The 19,873-nt window shown below is 52.1% G+C and carries 22 protein-coding genes; 9 read left to right on the forward strand and 13 right to left on the reverse strand.

Annotation, left to right across the window (positions count from 1 at the left end):
- Positions 1 to 208: 208 nt before the first annotated feature.
- Positions 209 to 781 (reverse strand): D-glycero-beta-D-manno-heptose 1,7-bisphosphate 7-phosphatase, encoded by a 573-nt coding sequence (gene gmhB / locus HEM79_RS02800; protein WP_001140174.1) that lies wholly within the window; start codon positions 779 to 781, stop codon positions 209 to 211.
- Positions 782 to 968: 187 nt separating this feature from the next.
- Between gmhB and metN the strand changes: the two genes are divergently transcribed.
- The 7 genes from metN (at position 969) to HEM79_RS02835 (ending at position 7,433) form a co-directional block, all read left to right on the forward strand.
- Entirely contained in the window at positions 969 to 2,000 is a 1,032-nt protein-coding gene (metN, locus tag HEM79_RS02805; protein ID WP_000593991.1) for a methionine ABC transporter ATP-binding protein MetN, read from the forward strand.
- The gene (locus HEM79_RS02810; RefSeq protein ID WP_001294600.1) at positions 1,993 to 2,646 is read left to right on the forward strand and encodes a methionine ABC transporter permease MetI; all 654 of its coding nucleotides are present in this window, start codon (positions 1,993 to 1,995) and stop codon (positions 2,644 to 2,646) included. The genes metN and HEM79_RS02810 overlap by 8 nt, the downstream gene beginning before the upstream one ends.
- A 39-nt stretch (positions 2,647 to 2,685) precedes the next feature.
- The gene (gene metQ / locus HEM79_RS02815) at positions 2,686 to 3,501 is read left to right on the forward strand and encodes a methionine ABC transporter substrate-binding lipoprotein MetQ (protein WP_000874226.1); all 816 of its coding nucleotides are present in this window, start codon (positions 2,686 to 2,688) and stop codon (positions 3,499 to 3,501) included.
- A gap of 117 nt (positions 3,502 to 3,618) precedes the next feature.
- Positions 3,619 to 4,023, forward strand: a complete 405-nt coding sequence (gene rcsF, locus HEM79_RS02820; RefSeq protein WP_176241733.1) for an Rcs stress response system protein RcsF — start codon at positions 3,619 to 3,621, stop codon at positions 4,021 to 4,023.
- On the forward strand, positions 4,020 to 4,727 hold the full coding sequence (gene tsaA / locus HEM79_RS02825) for a tRNA (N6-threonylcarbamoyladenosine(37)-N6)-methyltransferase TrmO (protein ID WP_000094021.1): 708 nt from the start codon (positions 4,020 to 4,022) through the stop codon (positions 4,725 to 4,727). Before rcsF ends, tsaA begins: the two co-directional genes overlap by 4 nt.
- Positions 4,728 to 4,837: 110 nt before the next feature.
- Complete coding sequence (gene proS / locus HEM79_RS02830; RefSeq protein ID WP_176241734.1) at positions 4,838 to 6,556, forward strand: proline--tRNA ligase; 1,719 nt, start codon at positions 4,838 to 4,840, stop codon at positions 6,554 to 6,556.
- Between the two features lie 52 nt (positions 6,557 to 6,608).
- Positions 6,609 to 7,433, forward strand: coding sequence for a YaeF family permuted papain-like enzyme (locus tag HEM79_RS02835; protein WP_176241735.1), 825 nt, complete (start codon positions 6,609 to 6,611; stop codon positions 7,431 to 7,433).
- A 155-nt stretch (positions 7,434 to 7,588) separates the two neighbouring features.
- Here the strand turns inward: HEM79_RS02835 and nlpE are convergent, their stop codons facing one another.
- From nlpE to HEM79_RS02850, 3 genes are read right to left on the reverse strand one after another with little or no spacing between them, the layout of a single operon-like run.
- A complete protein-coding gene (nlpE, locus tag HEM79_RS02840) occupies positions 7,589 to 8,299 on the reverse strand; it encodes an envelope stress response activation lipoprotein NlpE (RefSeq protein WP_176241736.1) in 711 nt (236 codons plus the stop codon).
- A gap of 14 nt (positions 8,300 to 8,313) precedes the next feature.
- Positions 8,314 to 8,736 (reverse strand): alternative ribosome rescue aminoacyl-tRNA hydrolase ArfB, encoded by a 423-nt coding sequence (gene arfB / locus HEM79_RS02845; protein WP_176241737.1) that lies wholly within the window; start codon positions 8,734 to 8,736, stop codon positions 8,314 to 8,316.
- Positions 8,733 to 9,278, reverse strand: a complete 546-nt coding sequence (locus HEM79_RS02850; RefSeq protein ID WP_176241738.1) for a YaeQ family protein — start codon at positions 9,276 to 9,278, stop codon at positions 8,733 to 8,735. The genes arfB and HEM79_RS02850 overlap by 4 nt, the downstream gene beginning before the upstream one ends.
- A gap of 165 nt (positions 9,279 to 9,443) precedes the next feature.
- On the opposite strand from HEM79_RS02850, the gene HEM79_RS02855 reads away from it, so the two are divergent.
- Positions 9,444 to 9,644 carry a YaeP family protein gene (locus HEM79_RS02855; RefSeq protein WP_000417058.1) on the forward strand — a complete coding sequence of 67 codons (201 nt, stop codon included), beginning with the start codon at positions 9,444 to 9,446 and terminating at the stop codon, positions 9,642 to 9,644.
- Entirely contained in the window at positions 9,631 to 9,891 is a 261-nt protein-coding gene (gene rof, locus HEM79_RS02860; RefSeq protein WP_000062320.1) for a Rho-binding antiterminator, read from the forward strand. Before HEM79_RS02855 ends, rof begins: the two co-directional genes overlap by 14 nt.
- Before the next feature lie 52 nt (positions 9,892 to 9,943).
- Here the strand turns inward: rof and tilS are convergent, their stop codons facing one another.
- The 9 genes from tilS to fabZ all read right to left on the reverse strand — a co-directional run bounded on the left by tilS (position 9,944) and on the right by fabZ (position 19,813).
- A complete protein-coding gene (tilS, locus tag HEM79_RS02865) occupies positions 9,944 to 11,239 on the reverse strand; it encodes a tRNA lysidine(34) synthetase TilS (RefSeq protein ID WP_176241739.1) in 1,296 nt (431 codons plus the stop codon).
- A gap of 64 nt (positions 11,240 to 11,303) precedes the next feature.
- Positions 11,304 to 11,693 carry a VOC family protein gene (locus HEM79_RS02870; RefSeq protein ID WP_176241740.1) on the reverse strand — a complete coding sequence of 130 codons (390 nt, stop codon included), beginning with the start codon at positions 11,691 to 11,693 and terminating at the stop codon, positions 11,304 to 11,306.
- A 164-nt stretch (positions 11,694 to 11,857) separates the two neighbouring features.
- Positions 11,858 to 12,112, reverse strand: a complete 255-nt coding sequence (locus HEM79_RS02875; protein WP_000644313.1) for a DUF4282 domain-containing protein — start codon at positions 12,110 to 12,112, stop codon at positions 11,858 to 11,860.
- Between the two features lie 221 nt (positions 12,113 to 12,333).
- Positions 12,334 to 13,293: an acetyl-CoA carboxylase carboxyl transferase subunit alpha gene (gene accA / locus HEM79_RS02880; RefSeq protein WP_000055746.1), complete on the reverse strand. Its 960-nt coding sequence runs from the start codon at positions 13,291 to 13,293 to the stop codon at positions 12,334 to 12,336.
- Between the two features lie 12 nt (positions 13,294 to 13,305).
- Positions 13,306 to 16,788 (reverse strand): DNA polymerase III subunit alpha, encoded by a 3,483-nt coding sequence (dnaE, locus tag HEM79_RS02885; RefSeq protein WP_176241741.1) that lies wholly within the window; start codon positions 16,786 to 16,788, stop codon positions 13,306 to 13,308.
- 36 nt (positions 16,789 to 16,824) lie between these two features.
- Positions 16,825 to 17,421, reverse strand: a complete 597-nt coding sequence (gene rnhB, locus HEM79_RS02890; protein ID WP_176241742.1) for a ribonuclease HII — start codon at positions 17,419 to 17,421, stop codon at positions 16,825 to 16,827.
- On the reverse strand, positions 17,418 to 18,566 hold the full coding sequence (gene lpxB / locus HEM79_RS02895) for a lipid-A-disaccharide synthase (protein WP_000840595.1): 1,149 nt from the start codon (positions 18,564 to 18,566) through the stop codon (positions 17,418 to 17,420). Before lpxB ends, rnhB begins: the two co-directional genes overlap by 4 nt.
- Positions 18,566 to 19,354, reverse strand: a complete 789-nt coding sequence (gene lpxA / locus HEM79_RS02900; protein ID WP_000565966.1) for an acyl-ACP--UDP-N-acetylglucosamine O-acyltransferase — start codon at positions 19,352 to 19,354, stop codon at positions 18,566 to 18,568. The genes lpxB and lpxA overlap by 1 nt, the downstream gene beginning before the upstream one ends.
- A gap of 3 nt (positions 19,355 to 19,357) precedes the next feature.
- Entirely contained in the window at positions 19,358 to 19,813 is a 456-nt protein-coding gene (gene fabZ / locus HEM79_RS02905; RefSeq protein WP_000210739.1) for a 3-hydroxyacyl-ACP dehydratase FabZ, read from the reverse strand.
- Positions 19,814 to 19,873 lie beyond the last annotated feature (60 nt).

A 19,873-nucleotide genomic window follows, 5' to 3' on the forward strand; every position in this document is an offset into this window, starting at 1 on the left:
TTTCAGCTCACTGTCGCGAGGTGGCGTATATTACGCTTTCCTCTTTCAGAGTCAACCCTGAATTTCAGGATTTTTCTCTTCAACCGAACCGGCTGTTTGTGTGAAGTGATTCACATCCGCCGTGTCGATGGAGGCGCATTATAGGGAGTCGTTTCAGGAAGACAAGCGGAAAAATGCATTTTTATCTCAACCGCTCATCTTTTAATCATTACGCCGGTTTTTGCTGCTTTTTTATCGCTTGCGGCAGGTCTGCCAGGCTATTTAACACCCAATCCGCCGCGTTTTCTGCTTCAGGCGTAATAGGTTTACCCGTACGCACCAGCACTTTTGTTCCCACGTTCGCCGCAGCCGCTGCCTGCATATCTTCTAATTTATCGCCCACCATATAAGAAGCGGCCATATCAATATGCAAATAATCGCGTGCTGACAAAAGCATCCCCGGATGCGGTTTACGGCAATCGCAGACCTGGCGAAACTCTTCAACACTACCCTGCGGATGATGCGGGCAATAATAGATGCCATCCAGATCGACATCTCGGTCCGCCAGCGACCAGTCCATCCACTCGGTCAGCGTTTCAAACTGCGCTTCAGTAAATTTACCGCGAGCAATGCCAGACTGGTTGGTTACTACCACCAGCGCAAAGCCCATTTTTTTCAGCTCGCGCATGGCGTCAATAACACCGTCGATAAATTCAAAGTTGTCGATCTCATGGACATAGCCGTGATCGACATTAATGGTGCCATCACGGTCAAGAAAAATTGCGGGTACGCTCTTCGCCACCTTTTATAGCTCCTTAATAAGGCATGTGACGCTAGTATCGCATGTTTCGACCTGCAAGAAAGTGCTCTTCGCATAAACCTGATTGATTTAGACGTCTGGATGCCTTAACATCCATTTCATTGACGGCTTTGACCGTTTCAGGCAGTCGAAATGCCACGACCAACTTAATGACGATAATAAATAATCAATGATAAAACTTTCGAATATCACCAAAGTGTTCCACCAGGGCACCCGCACCATCCAGGCGTTGAACAACGTCAGCCTGCATGTGCCAGCTGGACAAATTTATGGCGTTATCGGTGCCTCAGGCGCGGGTAAGAGTACGCTTATACGTTGTGTAAACCTGCTGGAGCGCCCAACCGAGGGTAGCGTGCTGGTCGATGGCCAGGAACTGACCACGCTGTCAGAATCCGAGTTGACCAAAGCTCGCCGCCAGATTGGTATGATTTTCCAGCATTTTAACCTGCTCTCTTCGCGTACTGTTTTTGGCAACGTGGCGCTGCCGCTGGAGCTGGACAACACGCCGAAAGACGAGATTAAACGTCGCGTGACAGAATTGCTGTCATTGGTTGGTCTTGGCGATAAGCATGATAGCTACCCGTCGAACCTTTCCGGCGGGCAGAAACAACGTGTGGCGATTGCCCGTGCGTTAGCCAGCAATCCCAAAGTATTGCTGTGCGATGAAGCCACCAGCGCGCTGGACCCAGCAACCACGCGTTCTATTCTCGAACTGCTAAAAGACATCAACCGCCGTCTGGGTTTGACGATTCTGTTGATCACCCACGAAATGGACGTTGTGAAGCGCATTTGTGATTGTGTGGCAGTCATCAGCAATGGCGAACTGATCGAGCAAGACACGGTAAGCGAAGTGTTCTCGCATCCGAAAACGCCGCTGGCGCAGAAGTTTATTCAGTCAACCCTGCATCTGGATATCCCGGAAGATTATCAGGAACGTCTGCAAGCGGAGCCATTCGCAGACTGCGTGCCGATGCTGCGTCTGGAGTTTACCGGTCAATCGGTCGATGCCCCACTGCTTTCTGAAACCGCGCGTCGTTTCAACGTCAACAACAACATTATTAGCGCGCAGATGGATTACGCCGGTGGCGTTAAGTTCGGCATCATGCTGACTGAAATGCACGGCACACAACAAGATACGCAAGCCGCCATTGCCTGGCTGCAGGAACACCATGTAAAAGTAGAGGTACTGGGTTATGTCTGAGCCGATGATGTGGCTGCTGGTTCGTGGCGTATGGGAAACGCTGGCAATGACCTTCGTATCCGGTTTTTTTGGGTTTGTGATTGGTCTGCCGGTTGGCGTCCTGCTTTATGTCACGCGTCCAGGGCAAATTATTGCTAACGCGAAGCTGTATCGTACCGTTTCAGCGATTGTGAACATTTTCCGTTCCATCCCGTTCATTATCTTGCTGGTATGGATGATTCCGTTTACTCGCGTTATTGTCGGTACATCGATTGGTTTGCAGGCAGCGATTGTTCCACTGACCGTTGGTGCAGCACCGTTTATTGCGCGTATGGTCGAGAACGCCCTGCTGGAGATCCCAACCGGGTTAATTGAAGCCTCCCGCGCAATGGGTGCCACGCCAATGCAGATCGTCCGTAAAGTGCTGTTACCGGAAGCGTTGCCGGGTCTGGTAAACGCCGCAACTATCACCCTGATTACCCTGGTCGGTTATTCCGCAATGGGTGGCGCAGTCGGTGCCGGTGGTTTAGGTCAGATTGGCTATCAGTATGGCTACATCGGCTATAACGCGACAGTGATGAATACGGTACTGGTATTGCTGGTCATTCTGGTTTATTTAATTCAGTTCGCAGGCGACCGCATCGTCCGGGCTGTCACTCGCAAGTAACGTTCAACACAACATAAATAATTGAAGAAGGAATAAGGTATGGCGTTCAAATTCAAAACCTTTGCGGCAGTGGGAGCCCTGATTGGATCACTGGCACTGGTAGGTTGCGGTCAGGATGAAAAAGATCCGAACCACATTAAAGTCGGCGTGATTGTTGGTGCCGAACAGCAGGTTGCAGAAGTCGCGCAAAAAGTCGCGAAAGACAAATATGGTCTGGACGTTGAACTGGTAACCTTCAACGACTATGTTTTGCCAAACGAAGCATTGAGCAAAGGCGATATCGACGCTAACGCTTTCCAGCACAAGCCGTACCTTGATCAGCAACTGAAAGATCGTGGCTACAAACTGGTAGCTGTAGGCAACACTTTTGTTTATCCAATTGCCGGTTACTCCAAGAAAATAAAATCGCTGGATGAACTGCAGGATGGTTCGCAGGTTGCAGTTCCAAACGACCCAACTAACCTCGGTCGTTCACTGCTGCTGCTGCAAAAAGTGGGCTTGATCAAACTGAAAGATGGCGTTGGCCTGCTGCCGACCGTTCTTGATGTTGTTGAGAACCCAAAAAACCTGAAAATTGTTGAACTGGAAGCACCACAGCTGCCGCGCTCTCTGGACGACGCGCAAATCGCTCTGGCAGTTATCAACACCACCTATGCCAGCCAGATTGGCCTGACTCCGGCGAAAGACGGTATCTTTGTCGAAGATAAAGAGTCTCCGTACGTAAACCTGATCGTGACTCGTGAAGATAACAAAGACGCGGAAAACGTGAAGAAATTCGTCCAGGCTTATCAGTCTGACGAAGTTTATGAAGCGGCAAACAAAGTGTTTAACGGCGGTGCAGTTAAAGGCTGGTAATTTTTAGGCTGTTTCCACAATTTGTAATATCATTCAGGACGGGCGCTTGCCCGTCTTGTCATTTTTATAAGCGCCTGATTCAATATTGACGTTTTGATCATACATTGAGGAAATACTATGCGTGCTTTACCGATCTGTTTATTAGCACTCATGCTGAGCGGCTGTTCCATGTTAAGCAGATCCCCTGTCGAACCTGTTCAAAGCACCGCACCCCAGCCAAAAGCGGAGCCAGCAAAACCGAAAACACCGCGCGCCACGCCGGTCCGAATTTATACTAATGCTGAAGAATTAGTCGGTAAGCCATTCCGCGATCTTGGGGAAGTCAGTGGTGATTCTTGCCAGGCCTCTAATCAGGATTCTCCGCCGAGCATCCCGACCGCGCGCAAACGAATGCAAATCAACGCCTCTAAAATGAAAGCCAATGCGGTTTTACTGCATAGCTGTGAAGTCACCAGCGGTACGCCAGGCTGCTATCGTCAGGCTGTATGTATCGGTTCTGCGCTTAACATTACGGCAAAATGAGTAGTTTCCAGTTTGAGCAAATAGGCGTTATTCGCTCGCCCTATAAAGAAAAATTCGCCGTTCCGCGCCAGCCGGGTCTGGTAAAAAGCGCCAACGGCGAACTGCATCTCATTGCTCCCTACAACCAGGCCGACGCCGTGCGCGGCCTGGAAGCGTTCAGCCATTTATGGATCCTTTTCGTCTTTCATCAAACGATGGAAGGCGGCTGGCGTCCGACTGTGCGTCCTCCGCGCCTCGGTGGTAACGCCAGAATGGGTGTTTTCGCCACACGCTCTACTTTCCGCCCTAACCCGATTGGTATGTCGCTGGTAGAGCTGAAAGAGGTTGTTTGCCATAAAGACAGCGTAATTCTGAAGCTCGGCAGTCTGGATCTGGTCGATGGTACGCCGGTAGTGGATATCAAACCGTATCTCCCCTTTGCCGAATCGCTTCCCGATGCCAGTGCCAGCTATGCGCAAAGTGCGCCAGTGGCAGAGATGGCAGTAAGCTTTACCGCAGACGTTGAAAAGCAACTTTTGACGCTGGAGAAGCGTTATCCGCAGTTAACGCTGTTTATCCGCGAAGTACTGGCGCAGGACCCGCGCCCGGCCTATCGTAAAGGTGAGGAAACGGGCAAAACCTATGCCGTCTGGCTGCATGATTTTAACGTTCGCTGGCGCGTCACCGACGCAGGTTTCGAAGTCTTTGCGCTGGAACCGCGTTAAATTCACGCCCTTCTCTTTTGACATTTCTCCTGCACTGGTAAACTAAATCACTTTTTTTGTCCCAGGCTCGCCTTGAGCCTGTTCTACCTTCCAACTGGAACCGTAACAACATGCGTACTAGCCAATACCTGCTCTCCACTCTCAAGGAGACACCTGCCGACGCCGAGGTGATCAGCCATCAGCTGATGCTGCGCGCCGGGATGATCCGCAAGCTGGCCTCCGGGTTATATACCTGGCTGCCGACCGGCGTGCGCGTTCTGAAAAAAGTCGAAAACATCGTGCGTGAAGAGATGAACAACGCCGGTGCGATCGAGGTGTCGATGCCGGTGGTTCAGCCAGCCGATTTGTGGCAAGAGAGTGGTCGTTGGGAACAGTACGGTCCGGAACTGCTGCGTTTTGTTGACCGTGGCGAGCGTCCGTTCGTACTCGGCCCGACTCACGAAGAAGTGATCACTGACCTGATTCGTAACGAGCTTAGCTCTTACAAACAGCTGCCGCTGAACTTCTATCAGATCCAGACCAAGTTCCGTGATGAAGTGCGTCCGCGTTTCGGCGTCATGCGTTCCCGCGAATTCCTGATGAAAGATGCTTACTCTTTCCATACTTCTCAGGAATCCCTGCAGGAAACCTACGATGCAATGTATGCGGCCTACAGCAAAATCTTCAGCCGCATGGGGCTGGATTTCCGCGCCGTACAGGCCGACACTGGTTCTATCGGCGGTAGCGCCTCTCACGAATTCCAGGTGCTGGCGCAGAGCGGTGAAGACGATGTGGTTTTCTCCGACACCTCTGACTATGCAGCGAACATTGAGCTGGCAGAAGCTATCGCGCCGAAAGAACCGCGCGCTGCGGCTACCCAGGAAATGACGCTGGTTGATACGCCGAACGCGAAGACCATCGCGGAACTGGTTGAACAGTTCAATCTGCCGATTGAGAAAACGGTTAAGACTCTGCTGGTTAAAGCGGTTGAAGGCAGTAGCTTCCCGCTGGTTGCGTTGCTGGTGCGTGGTGACCACGAGCTGAACGAAGTTAAAGCAGAAAAACTGCCACAGGTTGCCAGCCCGCTGACTTTCGCGACCGAAGAAGAAATTCGTGCCGTGGTTAAAGCAGGCCCTGGCTCACTGGGTCCGGTAAACATGCCGATTCCGGTGGTGATTGACCGTACCGTTGCGGCAATGAGTGATTTTGCTGCCGGTGCTAACATCGATGGCAAACACTACTTCGGTATCAACTGGGATCGCGATGTCGCCACCCCGGAAGTTGCTGATATCCGTAACGTGGTGGCTGGCGATCCAAGCCCGGATGGTCAGGGTACGCTGCTGATCAAACGTGGTATCGAAGTCGGTCACATCTTCCAGCTGGGTACTAAGTACTCCGAAGCACTGAAAGCCTCCGTACAGGGAGAAGATGGTCGTAACCAGATCCTGACGATGGGTTGCTACGGTATCGGGGTAACGCGCGTTGTGGCTGCGGCAATTGAGCAGAACTACGACGAACGCGGCATCGTATGGCCTGACGCTATCGCACCGTTCCAGGTCGCAATTCTGCCGATGAACATGCACAAATCCTTCCGCGTACAAGAGCTGGCTGAGAAACTGTACAGCGAACTGCGTGCGAAGGGTATCGAAGTGCTGCTGGATGACCGCAAAGAGCGTCCAGGCGTGATGTTTGCTGATATGGAACTGATCGGTATTCCGCACACTATCGTGCTGGGCGACCGTAACCTCGACAACGACGATATCGAATACAAATATCGTCGTAACGGCGAGAAACAGTTAATTAAGACCGGTGACATCGTCGATTATCTGGTGAAACAGATTAAAGGCTGATGCCAGAAAGGGTCCTGAATTTCAGGGCCCTTTTTTACATGGATTGTATAAAATGGATAAACCAAAGGCGTACTGCCGCCTGCTTCTCCCCTGCTTTCTTTTACTTTCGGCCTGTACCGTTGATATCAGCCAGCCAGACTCATCAGCCACAGCGGTAGATGCCGAGGCGAAAACATGGGCAGTCAAATTCCAGCATCAAAGCTCTTTCACCGAACGATCAATAAAAGAAATAACCGAACCTGATCTCAAACCCGGCGATTTGCTGTTCTCCTCAAGCCTTGGGGTAACCTCATTTGGTATCCGCGTCTTCAGCACTTCCTCTGTAAGTCACGTTGCAATCTATTTGGGTGAAAATAACGTTGCAGAAGCGACTGGAGATGGCGTCCAGATTGTTCCCCTTAAAAAAGCCATGAGGCATAGCGATAAGCTTTTCGTCTTACGAGTCCCGGACCTTACCCCGCAACAAGCCACAGAAATCACCGCGTTCGCCAATAAAATCAAAAATAGCGGTTACAACTATCGCGGCATTGTCGAGTTCATTCCGTTTATGGTGACCCGCCAGATGTGCTCACTAAATCCTTTCTCCGAAGATTTTCGCCAACAGTGCGTCAGCGGCCTGGCGAAATCGCAGTTAAGCGGTGTGGGAGAAGGAGACAAAAAGTCGTGGTTTTGTTCGGAGTTTGTCACTGATGCATTTGCCAAAGCCGGGCATCCGCTTACGCTGGCGCAGTCGGGCTGGATTAGCCCTGCCGATCTAATGCATATGCGTGCTGGTGATGTCTCTGCGTTTAAGCCAGAAACACAGCTACAGTATATTGGGCACCTGAAGCCAGGAATTTATATCAAAGCGGGTCGCTTTGTTGGGCTGACTCGGTGATAAAAGCCAGCCTCGTGCACAAAATGCCGGATGCGGCGTGAACGCCTTATCCGGCCTACAAAATCGTGCTAATTCAAAATGTTGTACTATATGCAATAGGCCTGATAAGCGCAGCGCATCAGGCAATTTTGCGTTTGTTTCTGCCTCAAGCAGGTTTACTGACTCAAACTACTGCAATCCTGGTTCGGGTAAAATTTACCCGCCGTATCGGGCGCTAATACTTTGATCGGCGCACCGGTATCCGGGTTAGCCTCAAGCGTAAAGTGACCTTCTACAGACAGTAACACGGGTTTTTCACTGTTACCGCGCGCAGCCAGGTAGCCCCGTTCCAGCTCTGCGTTATTCGCCACCATGAAACGTTTTCCGGTCGCGCAATCAGTAAAGGTCGCCGCATCAGCCATATAAAAATACATGCCACGCAGAGTCATCGGTGTCATGGGAAGGCTGGACTTTGCAGATTCCAGCGTGTAGTTGAACTGCGATTCAATCGGATTACCTTCACGATCAAGCATCTCCAGCGCATCCCCTTTCGCCCGATAATATGACTTTTCACCTTTGCTGTCGGTTAATACCAGCTTGTCAGCGGTTCGCGCCCATGTACCGTAGGAAGCGAAAGAGGAAGGCTCTTCACGCGCCCCCAGATAACGTTCATTCATCACCCATGTTCCGTCTTTTTCGAGGAACAGAGAGGTTTCGATTCCTTCGCAATCGGCACACGGCAGCACGCCGCGCCAACTTTGCGGCATCGGTTTCAGTTCGGCAGCCTGCGCCGGGGAAAGCGTATCGACTTCGGCCCGATTATTACATCCCATTAGAGTAAAGAGGCTGATTACAGCCATCGCCGTCACTATCGCTTTTTTCACCATCCATTCCTTACTTTTTATTCCCGACCGCTGCGCACTTTGCCGCGCAACGCCTTCACGCTTGATTTTTGTGATTTCGATACCAGCCTGCGCTCTTTCGATGCACGCGTGGGGCGCGTGGGTCGGCGGGCTTTTTGTTCTGTTGTTAAATCTTTAATCACAGCCACCAGCCGGGCCAGCGCCGCTTCACGGTTTAGTTCCTGGCTGCGGTATTCCTGTGCCTTAATGACAATCACCCCATCACTGCTGATCAAATGATGGCTGGCGGCGAGCAGTCGCTCTTTGTAATACTCTGGCAGGCTGGACGCCCGAATGTCAAAACGCAGATGAATGGCCGTTGAGGTCTTATTGACATGTTGCCCACCCGCCCCCTGCGCACGAATGGCGGTGATCTCATACTCATTATCAGGGATAACAACATGTCGGGAAATCACAATCATGAAGGTTGTTGCCAGGCGGTTAAGTTCACTTCCAGATTATTCTTATCATCCGATAACCAGATCACGCCATCCTGAATCGTTGCCTGCAGCGTCATGGTACGATCGGCAAAGGCGCTCACTTTTGTCAGTTGCTCGTCGTCCAGATACCAGACGGAAAGATTGGCAAACTGCGCGCATTTGCTCTGATTTTGCTGCCACCAGATTTGCGCCGCCCGACTATTATAGGCAAACAGCGCCACTTCTGCGGCCTGGGTGCAGGCTTTCTTAACCCGCCGCTCATCCGGCAGCCCCAGCTCAATCCACAAATCAATGCCCAGGTGATCGTTACGCAGCCACGCTTCCGGTTCATCATCGGCACACAAGCCACGGGTAAATTGCAGACGTTCATCAGCATATTTCAGCCACGCCAGCAGGCGCAGCATCATGCGCTCCTGGGTTTCTGAAGGATGGCGCGCCAGTGTCAGAGAGGCATCGAGAAACTGGTTGCGGTCGAGATCGGCTACATTAACCGTCGCTTTATAAATTGTCGCTTTAAGCGCCATAAGAAAACTCCTTTCGAATCAGGAGGCCATTGTAACGGAATACGTGCAGTTGCGGCGCTGATATTGCAGAAATGAGTGTGGTATAGTCACCTTGCGAAACAGAGTTTATCTTCGTAGGCTTAGACTTGCATCCACGGTTAAGTCAGAGTGCTGACAGGAGGGCATGTGGAAAAATATTGTGAGTTAATACGCAAGCGGTACGCGGAAATCGCCAGCGGAGATTTAGGATACGTTCCGGACGCGCTGGGCTGCGTTTTGAAAGTGCTGAATGAAATGGCTGCCGACGACGCCCTTTCAGAGGCTGTCAGGGAAAAAGCAGCATACGCTGCGGCAAACTTACTGGTGAGCGATTATGTCAATGAATGATACGTATCAACCAATCAATTGTGATGATTACGATAATCTTGAGCTCGCCTGCCAGCATCATTTAATGCTGACACTTGAGATGAAAGATGGTGAAAAATTGCAGGGGAAGGCCAGCGATTTAGTCTCCCGCAAAAATGTGGAGTATCTGGTCGTCGAAGCCGCTGGCGAAACCCGCGAGCTACGTCTGGATAAAATTACCAGCTTTAGCCACCCGGAAATCGGTACGGTGGTGGTGAGCGAGTCCTGATTCACTTTTGCCGGATGCGACGCTTGATACGTCTTATCCGGCTTTCACTTAACTAAGCGTTTCTCTGCCAGACAAAACTTACGCCATTCTCACCTTCAGTCACACCGTCTTGCGTCACAAAAACCTCCGCTGCCGCAATCAGCGTTTCGCCATAAAACAGCAACGGCGTAGTGTCGCGCAACCACGGCGGCACGCCCAGTTCCTGCCAGATTTTCTTTAACTTACGCCCACCGTTGCGCCCGACAATATGCAGCAATCCCGACGCTTTAAAACGCACGCTGACCGCTTCGTCTGCACGCGGAGGGCGAATATCTCCACCCGCAATAAGTTGCACACTTCCCAGACTTGCCGGTAATTCCAGCGGCTGTTGCCACGCCTGCCACGGCACAACCGTTTCGCTTTGTCCGGCAACGGATTTAATCCACCACAATTGCGACTGATAGCGACGTATCTCAAACGCACCAAATCGCAAGCAAGGAGAAGCATCTTCCCGCGCCAGCGCCACTTCTTGCCAGATGCGCACCATCGCATCTCGGGAAGGCATCGGAGCATTCTGCCCTGCCAGCCAGCGGCGGATAATCGCCGCGCGACGGGCGTCGCTCATCGTCATCATTGGCGCAATCTGCAACGTCCCCTGCGGCGTTTGACAGTACGCTAAATCATCCGCCAGCAGTTCATCTAACAGGCTCTCTTGTTCAGCGCAAAGTGCGGCGCTGCGGGCCGTTGCTTCGGTAAAATGCGGCCAACGCTGCTGCAATAACGGCACTACGCGCAGGCGCAGGAAATTACGATCGTAGGAATCATCCTGATTACTTTCGTCTTCAATCCAGCGTAAATCATGTTCACGCGCCCACAGCTCCAGTTCTCCCCGCGTGCGGGCGAGCAACGGGCGGATAAGCCGCGTTCCAGCAAAATCGGAGATTTCCCCCATAGCCGAAAGCCCGGCAGGGCCGCTACCGCGTTTTAGCGCCAGCAGAAAGGTTTCACATTGATCGTCAAGATGCTGCGCGGTAACCAGCACTTCGCCAGGCAGAAGTGTACGTGCAAATGCCTGATAACGCGCCTGCCGTGCCTGCCCCTCAATGCCTAGCCCCTCCTGCGCAAGTTGTACGCGCTCGACCACCAGCGGCACCTGCCAATGCTGGCAGATGTCCTCGCAATGCGTAACCCAGGCATCGGCATTGGCACTTAAACCGTGATGCACATGGATAGCGCGCAGAGTGACGTCCGGATTTTTCACCCGCCACTGCACCAGCTGATGCAGCAGAACGGTGGAGTCAAGCCCGCCGCTAAAGGCCACCAGAATCTGGCGTGAGGTGAGAAGTTGTCTATTCAGCGTGAATGTCATGATGGTGCGATTTTACAGTAGCAATGCCCGGCACGTTACCGGGCAAATGCGGCGATGACAAGCCTTACTGCTCATACAGTTCCAGCGGCAGCCCGTCAGGATCGTTAAAGAACGCGAAGCGTCTTTGCGTGTATGGATCGACACGGATGGCTTCACACTTCACGTTATGGCTTTGCAAGTGCACCACTACCGCATCGATATCATCAACGCTAAACGCCAGATGCCGCAGGCCGCAGGCTTCCGGTCGGCTGGGGCGCTCCGGCGGGAACGGAAATGAGAAAAGTTCAATCACATATTGTCCGTTAAGCGCCAAATCTCCTTTCCACGAATCGCGCTCTTCACGATAGACTTCACTTTGCAGCGTGAAGCCGAGAATATCGCAGTAGAAAGCTTTGCTCACCGCATAATCCGTCGCAATAATCGCAATATGGTGAACCTGTTTTAAACCCAACATAGAATCTCCTGCATTGATATGATACGCACGTGCATCGCGATATATTGATAATACGCATAAATTGCAGGAAAGATGAATCAGACATTTACACTGACTTTAAAACAACATCTCAAACGCCTGTAATAGCGGTTGAGATGCGGTTTGGTGAAGCGTTTTACGGGAGATTACTCTGCGCTATTCTTGCTAACACTCTCAGCAATGCGGCGCAAATATTCGTTATTCTTAAACGCTATCATAATTAATTCGAAAGTCATACGACAGCTTATAAGACCAATGACGGTATAAGCTAACCCTAAGAGAAAGTTTCCGCTAAATATGGAGAAGACACCGCCTATCAGTGTCAGCACCATAGCCAGCCAGTAAAAAAACACCAGTACACGCGGCATAAGAAGACGATCAAATCCTAAAATTGCTTTCATATTTTATCCTTAAAAATTCTATGAGCCTGATAAATTTATATTATTTTTAACCACTGTGTATATTGGTATATGCCTCCGAAATCGGAGTTATCAACATGAGTTCAAGAGTTTTTGGGATGGGGAAAATGAAAGTAAGATTATCTAAATGTATTTATAATATGACTAAATAAACTACATACAAAAAAGGTCACCGAAGTGACCCTTTTCAGAACATTTGCTGATTACGCGTAACCGTAGCTCATCAGGCGCTGATAACGACGATTTTTTAAATCTTCAGTGCTTAACACGTCGAGATCGGCCAGATCCGCCAGCAGTTGCGCTTTCAAAGACGCCGCCATCGCTTCCGGGTTACGGTGAGCGCCGCCCAGCGGTTCCGGGATGATGGAGTCGATCAATTTCAGTTCTTTCAGACGCGGAGCGATGATGCCCATCGCTTCAGCCGCCAGTGGCGCTTTATCGGCGCTCTTCCACAGAATGGACGCGCAACCTTCCGGCGAGATAACGGAATAGGTGCTGTATTGCAGCATATTCACTTTATCGCCCACGCCAATCGCCAGCGCGCCACCAGAACCACCTTCACCAATAACGGTACAAATAGTCGGTACGCTCAGGCGAGACATTTCACGCAGGTTGCGTGCGATGGCTTCTGACTGACCACGCTCTTCTGCGCCCACGCCCGGATATGCCCCCGGGGTGTCGATAAAGGTGATGATTGGCATCTTAAAGCGTTCAGCCATTTGCATCAGACGCAGTGCTTTGCGGTAACCTTCTGGCGCTGGCATACCAAAGTTACGGCGAATTTTCTCTTTGGTTTCACGACCTTTCTGGTGACCAATAATCATCACCGGACGACCATCAAGACGTGCGATGCCACCGACGATAGCTTTGTCATCTGCATACGCGCGGTCACCTGCCAGTTCGTCAAATTCATCAAATGCCAGGCGAACGTAATCCAGGGTATAAGGACGCTGTGGATGGCGAGCCAGTTGCGCAATTTGCCATGCACCGAGATCGGCGAAGATTTTACGCGTCAGTTCTACGCTTTTTTCACGCAGACGATGCACTTCTTCATCGATGTTAATATCCAGTTTCTCATCCTGGCGGCTAACCGCAGTCAGAGAATCGATTTTCGCTTCCAGCTCTGCAATCGGCTGTTCAAAATCAAGGAAATTCAGACTCATAGTATTCCTGTATTAGTCAAACTCCAGTTCCACCTGCTCCGAACCAATGAGGCCACGGAGATCGTTTAATAAACGATCGCTCGGAGAGACACGCCACGTCGCGCCAAAACGCAACCGCGCACGTGCATCCGCCCTCTGATAGTAGAGATGTACTGGAATTGTCCCAGAGCGGTGGGGTTCCAGAGACTGACGGAGTCGGTTTAAAAGCTGGTCATCAATTTGCCTGTCCGTCAGCGAGATAGCAAGCCCGCGAGCATATTTTTCCCGGGCTTCGTCAATATCCATCACTTCGCGAGCGGTCATTTTAAGCCCACCGCTGAAGTCATCAAAGCTGACCTGTCCGCTGACGATAAGTATGCGGTCTTTTTCCAGCAATTGCTGGTATTTATCCAGGGCGTCAGTAAACAACATGACTTCCAGCCGCCCGGAACGGTCATCCAGCGTGCAGATACCGATACGATTGCCGCGCTTGGTGACCATAACCCGCGCGGCAATAACGAGCCCCGCAGCCGTGGTGACTTTACCACGTTCTGTCGGATGCATGTCTTTCAGCCTTACGCCTCCGACATAACGCTCAATCTCTTTTAAATACTGGTTGATAGGGTGGCCCGTCAGGTACAGACCTAACGTTTCACGTTCCCCATCTAACACCACCTGTTCCGGCCACGGCTGGCAGCTAGCGTAAGATTGTTCAATTTGCTCCGGCTCTTCCGCCAGTACGCCAAACATATCGGCCTGGCCGATGGCTTCTGCTTTCGCGTGTTGATCTGCCGCTTTTAACGCATCGCCCAGCGAGTTCATCAGCGCCGCGCGGTGTGGCCCCAGACGGTCAAACGCCCCGGACATGATCAGTTTTTCCAGCACACGACGGTTCAACTTTTTGGTGTCGGTACGGGCGCAGAGATCAAACAGTTCGCGAAAGTAGCCGCCTTTATTACGGGCTTCGATGATAGCCTCAATTGGCCCCTCACCTACCCCTTTGATGGCGCCAATACCATACACGATTTCGCCGTCATCGTTGACGTGGAAATGGTAAAGACCGGAGTTTATATCTGGTGGCAGGATTTTCAGCCCCATCCGCCAGCACTCATCCACCAGGCCAACCACCTTCTCGGTATTATCCATATCGGCGGTCATCACCGCCGCCATAAACTCTGCCGGATAGTGCGCTTTTAGCCATAACGTTTGATATGACACCAAAGCATAGGCCGCAGAGTGCGATTTGTTAAATCCGTAACCGGCGAATTTCTCCACCAGGTCGAAGATTTTCATCGCCAGTTCGGCGTTGATCCCGTTCTTTTCTGCACCTTCAGCAAAAACAGAACGCTGCTTAGCCATCTCTTCCGGCTTTTTCTTACCCATCGCACGACGCAACATATCTGCACCGCCGAGGGTATAACCAGAAAGCACCTGGGCAATCTGCATTACCTGTTCCTGATACAGGATAATGCCGTAAGTCGGTTCCAGTACTGGTTTCAGACTTTCATGCTGCCACTGCACGTCCGGATAGGAGATCTCTTCGCGACCATGTTTACGGTCGATAAAGTTATCCACCATCCCTGATTGCAACGGACCGGGGCGGAATAGTGCCACCAGTGCGATCATATCTTCGAAGCAGTCAGGTTGCAGACGCTTGATCAGGTCTTTCATGCCGCGCGATTCAAGCTGGAATACCGCCGTGGTTTCCGAGCGTTGCAGCATGTCAAAACTTTTCTTGTCATCCAGCGGGATCGCAGCGATATCCAGCGGCGGCTCGCCATTCTTCGCCCGCCGCTTGTTGATCATCTCCAGCGCCCAGTTGATGATGGTGAGCGTACGCAAACCGAGGAAGTCGAACTTCACCAGCCCGGCGTATTCAACGTCGCTTTTATCAAACTGCGTGACCGGATGTTTGCCCTCTTCATCGCAATAAAGCGGCGCAAAATCGGTAATTTTGGTCGGCGCGATAACCACCCCACCGGCGTGTTTACCAGCGTTACGGGTGACCCCTTCCAGTTTGCGCGCCATGTCGATCAGCGCCTTAACTTCTTCGTCCGCTTCGTAGATTTCCGGCAGTTGCGGCTCTGCTTCAAATGCTTTCGCCAGCGTCATCCCCGGATCGGGCGGGATCAGTTTCGAGATACGATCGACAAAGCCGTACGGATGTCCCAGCACGCGGCCTACGTCGCGGATCACCGCTTTTGCCGCCATCGTACCGAAGGTGATGATCTGCGATACCGCATCACGACCGTACATGTCCGCCACGTGTTCGATAACCTGGTCGCGTTTCTCCATACAGAAGTCAACGTCGAAGTCAGGCATGGAGACACGTTCCGGGTTAAGGAAACGTTCGAAGAGCAGGTCAAATTCCAGCGGATCGAGGTCGGTGATTTTCAGCGCATAAGCCACCAGAGAACCCGCACCGGAGCCACGACCTGGCCCTACCGGTACGCCGTTATCTTTCGACCACTGGATAAATTCCATAACGATGAGGAAGTAGCCGGGGAAGCCCATCTGGTTGATAACCTGTAGTTCAGTATCCAGACGTTCGTCATATTCCGGGCGACGCTTAAGACGTTCTTCCTCGTCAGGGAATAAAAATGCCAGACGCTCTTCCAGCCCTTCTTTTGCACGCTTGACCAGATAATCTTCGGTGCTCATGTCCCCGGTCGGGAATTGCGGCAGGAAGTATTCACCCAGACGCACAGTTACGTTACAACGTTTGGCGATCTCAACGGTGTTGGCAAGGGCTTCGGGGATGTCGGCAAACAGCTCGCACATCTCCTCTTCGCTACGCATATATTGCTGCGGCGAATAGTTACGTGGGCGTTTAGGATCATCGAGGGTAAAGCCGTCGTGGATCGCGACGCGGATTTCGTGCGCGTCAAAGTCGCTGCTGTCGATAAAGCGCACGTCGTTGGTCGCCACGACGGGCAAACCGCGCGCTTCCGCCAGTTCTACCGCCGCGTGCAGATAGCTTTCTTCGTCCGGCCTGCCGGTGCGAATCAATTCGAGAAAATAGCGATCCGGGAAGTGTTCTTCATAAAACGCGACACACTCATCCACCAGCGTGCTGTTACCACGCAAAAGGCTGCGTCCGACGTCGCCCATGCGCCCGCCGGAAAGGAGGATCAGCCCTTCGTTTAATTCGATAAGCCAGTCGCGATCGATGATTGGCCCGGCAGCACCGTACCCGCGCTGATACGCTTTTGAGATCAGCAACGTCAGATTCTGATAGCCGGTATTGTTCGCCGCCAGTACCGTCAGGTGAGTTAACTCATCCCCCAACAGATCGCACTGGACGTTAAAATCCGCCCCGACGATGGGTTTAATCCCTGCGCCATGTCCCGCTCCGTAGAACTTCACCAGACCGCAAAGGTTGGTGAAATCGGTGATCGCCAGTGCTGGCATACCCAACGCCACCGCCTTTTTTACCAGCGGCGCGGTTTTTGCCAGGCCATCAATCATCGAGTAGTCGCTGTGCACCCGCAGGTGAACGAAACGTGGTTCAGACATCTTCAGATTCCGGTTTACTTAATCTCGACACAAGAATCAGGACGCAAGTCCCAGTGCGCGTTTGACAGGGCCAAAGCTGCGCCGATGGTGTTCGGTCGCGCCGTGTTCAGCCAGTTTTTCAAGATGAAAAGCTGTTGGATACCCTTTGTGTTGGGCAAAACCATATTGTGGATAAACGATGTCCAGCGCCGCCATTTCAGCGTCGCGCGTGACTTTCGCCAGAATAGACGCGGCACTGATTTCCGGCACGCGGCTGTCGCCTTTAACTACAGCCATCGACGGCATCGGTAATTTCGGACAGCGGTTACCATCAATCAACACATATTCCGGCGCAATATGCAGCCCAGCGACGGCACGCTGCATCGCCAGCATGGTCGCGTGTAGAATATTCAGTTCGTCGATTTCATGGGGTTCCGCGCGACCCAGACTCCAGCTTAACGCTTTCTCTTTAATCTCTTCATACAACGCCAGACGGCGTTTTTCGCTCAGCTTTTTGGAATCATTCAGCCCCAGAATCGGACGCGCCGGGTCGAGGATCACGGCAGCGGTGACAACCGCGCCAACCAACGGCCCGCGCCCGACTTCATCCACACCCGCAACAAGCTGCGTGTGCGGATAAACAAATTCGATCATTGTGCTAACTCCAGAACGGCTTGTGCCGCCTGCTCATCGGCATTGCAGCGGATCTGCTGATGCAGTTCGCGGAAGGTGTCGTGCATTGCGTGGCTGGTTTTACCATCCGCCAACAACGGTAACAGCGCCGCAGCCAGTTTTTGCGGCTCACACTCTTCCTGCAATAACTCTTTGACTAACTCTCTGCCCGCCAGCAAATTGGGTAGAGAGACATAATCAGTTTTCACCAGTCGCTTCGCCAGCCAGAAGGTGAAAGGCTTCATGCGATACCCAACCACCATCGGGCATTTCGCCAGCATACACTCGAGTGCCGCCGTGCCCGACGCCAGTAACGCCGCATCGCTTGCCACCATCGCCTCACGCCCCAATCCATCCAAGAGATGAACAGCAAGGTCTGGCGCAACTTCAGCTTTGATGCGTTCAAACTGCTCGCGGCGTTTGGCATTCACCAGCGGCACCACAATCTCAAGATCGGGATATGTCTGGCGCAAAAGCTGGGCCGTTTTCAGGAAATCGGCGCTAAGCATCTCAACTTCCGCGCCACGACTGCCAGGCAGCAACGCCAGGCAGTGGGCATCGTGAGGGATACCCAACACATCACGGGCGGCGTTTTTATCTGGATCTAACGGCATGGCATCAGCCATGGTGTGACCGATAAAACGGCACGGCACGTTGTATTTGTCATAAAACGCTTTTTCGAAAGGCAGAAATGCGAGCACCAGATCGGTGGCTCTGCCTATTTTGAAAACGCGTTTCTGTCGCCACGCCCACACGGACGGACTGACGTAATGAATGGTTTTGATACCCTGCTTTTTGAGGTTACCTTCGAGGGTAATATTGAAGTCAGGCGCATCAATGCCGACAAAAACATCTGGCTTTAGCTCACCAAAACGTTTCGTCAGATCGGCTCGAATATGCAGTAAGCGACGCAAACGACCGAGCACTTCAACAATGCCCATCACCGCCAGCTCTTCCATTTCGTACCAGGCTTCGCAGCCTTCAGCCTGCATCCGTGGCCCGGCAACACCAACAAAACGGGCGTTGGGCACACGTTCTTTCAGAGCGCGGATTAAACCGGCCCCCAGGATATCGCCGGAGGTTTCTCCGGCGACCAGGGCAATTGTTAATGGACGCTGTTCAGCCATTAACGAATCAGACCGCGCGTTGAGCGTGCAAAGAAATCGGTAAACGCTTTCACTTCCGGATAAGTTTCCGCCAGTTCAGCAATTTCCGGTTTCACTTCATCGAGCGTTTTTCCGCTGCGATAAATCAGCTTATACGCATTGCGGATAGCGGTAATCGCCTCACGGCTAAAACCGCGACGCTTCAGCCCTTCGATATTGACACCGAACGGCGTTGCGTGGTTACCCTGCGCAATAACATAAGGAGGGACGTCCTGCGCCACACCGGAACAACCGCCAACCATCACGTGCGCACCAATGATGCAGAACTGATGGACTGCGGTCATGCCACCGATGATCGCGAAGTCATCTACCGATACGTGCCCCGCCAGCGTTGCGTTGTTGGCGAGAATACAGCGGTTACCTACCGTACAATCGTGCGCAATGTGAGCATTGATCATCAGTAAGTTGTCGCTGCCCACCTTCGTCAATCCACCGCCCTGGACTGTGCCACGATGAATGGTGACGCTTTCGCGAATGCGGTTACGATCGCCGATTTCCACACGGGTCGGTTCGCCAGCATATTTCAGATCCTGGTTAACTTCGCCGATGGAGGCGAACTGATAAATCTCATTGTCGCGACCAATTTTAGTATGGCCATTCACGACAACGTGAGATTTCAGTACGGTACCCTCACCAATTTCGACATGGGGTCCAACGATACAAAAAGGACCAATGTGAGCGTTGGCGCCAATCGACGCGCCCTCTTCCACAATGGCGGTTGGATGCACAAAGGCGGATTTATCAATCACGTATCAGGCCTCCCGGCTACGAGCACACATCATCGTTGCTTCGCAAACTACTTTACCGTCGACCAGAGCAACCCCTTTAAAACGGGTCAGGCCACGGCGCGTTTTTTCGAAAGTGACTTCCATGATCATTTGATCGCCTGGCACGACCGGGCGCTTAAAGCGCGCTTCGTCAATACCGGCGAAGTAGTACAGCTCACCCGGTTCCAGTTTTCCTACGCTTTTAAACGCCAGAATACCTGTTGCCTGTGCCATTGCTTCCAGAATCAGCACACCCGGGAAAATCGGTTTTCCAGGGAAATGGCCCTGGAAGAATGGCTCATTGACAGAGACATTTTTTACTGCGCGCAGAAAACGACCTTCTTCAAAATCCAGCACGCGATCCACCAGTAAGAACGGGAAACGGTGTGGCAGAAGTTCTAAAATCTCTTCAATCTGCAGAGTATGAGTGTTAGTAGTCAAGATACTCTTCCTGTCAAAATATAAGAAACGACAATAATAACACGGCCTGCCGCAATCGTA

The sequence above is a fragment of the Escherichia sp. 93.0816 genome (genome assembly GCF_013368855.2).
Taxonomy (GTDB): domain Bacteria; phylum Pseudomonadota; class Gammaproteobacteria; order Enterobacterales; family Enterobacteriaceae; genus Escherichia; species Escherichia ruysiae.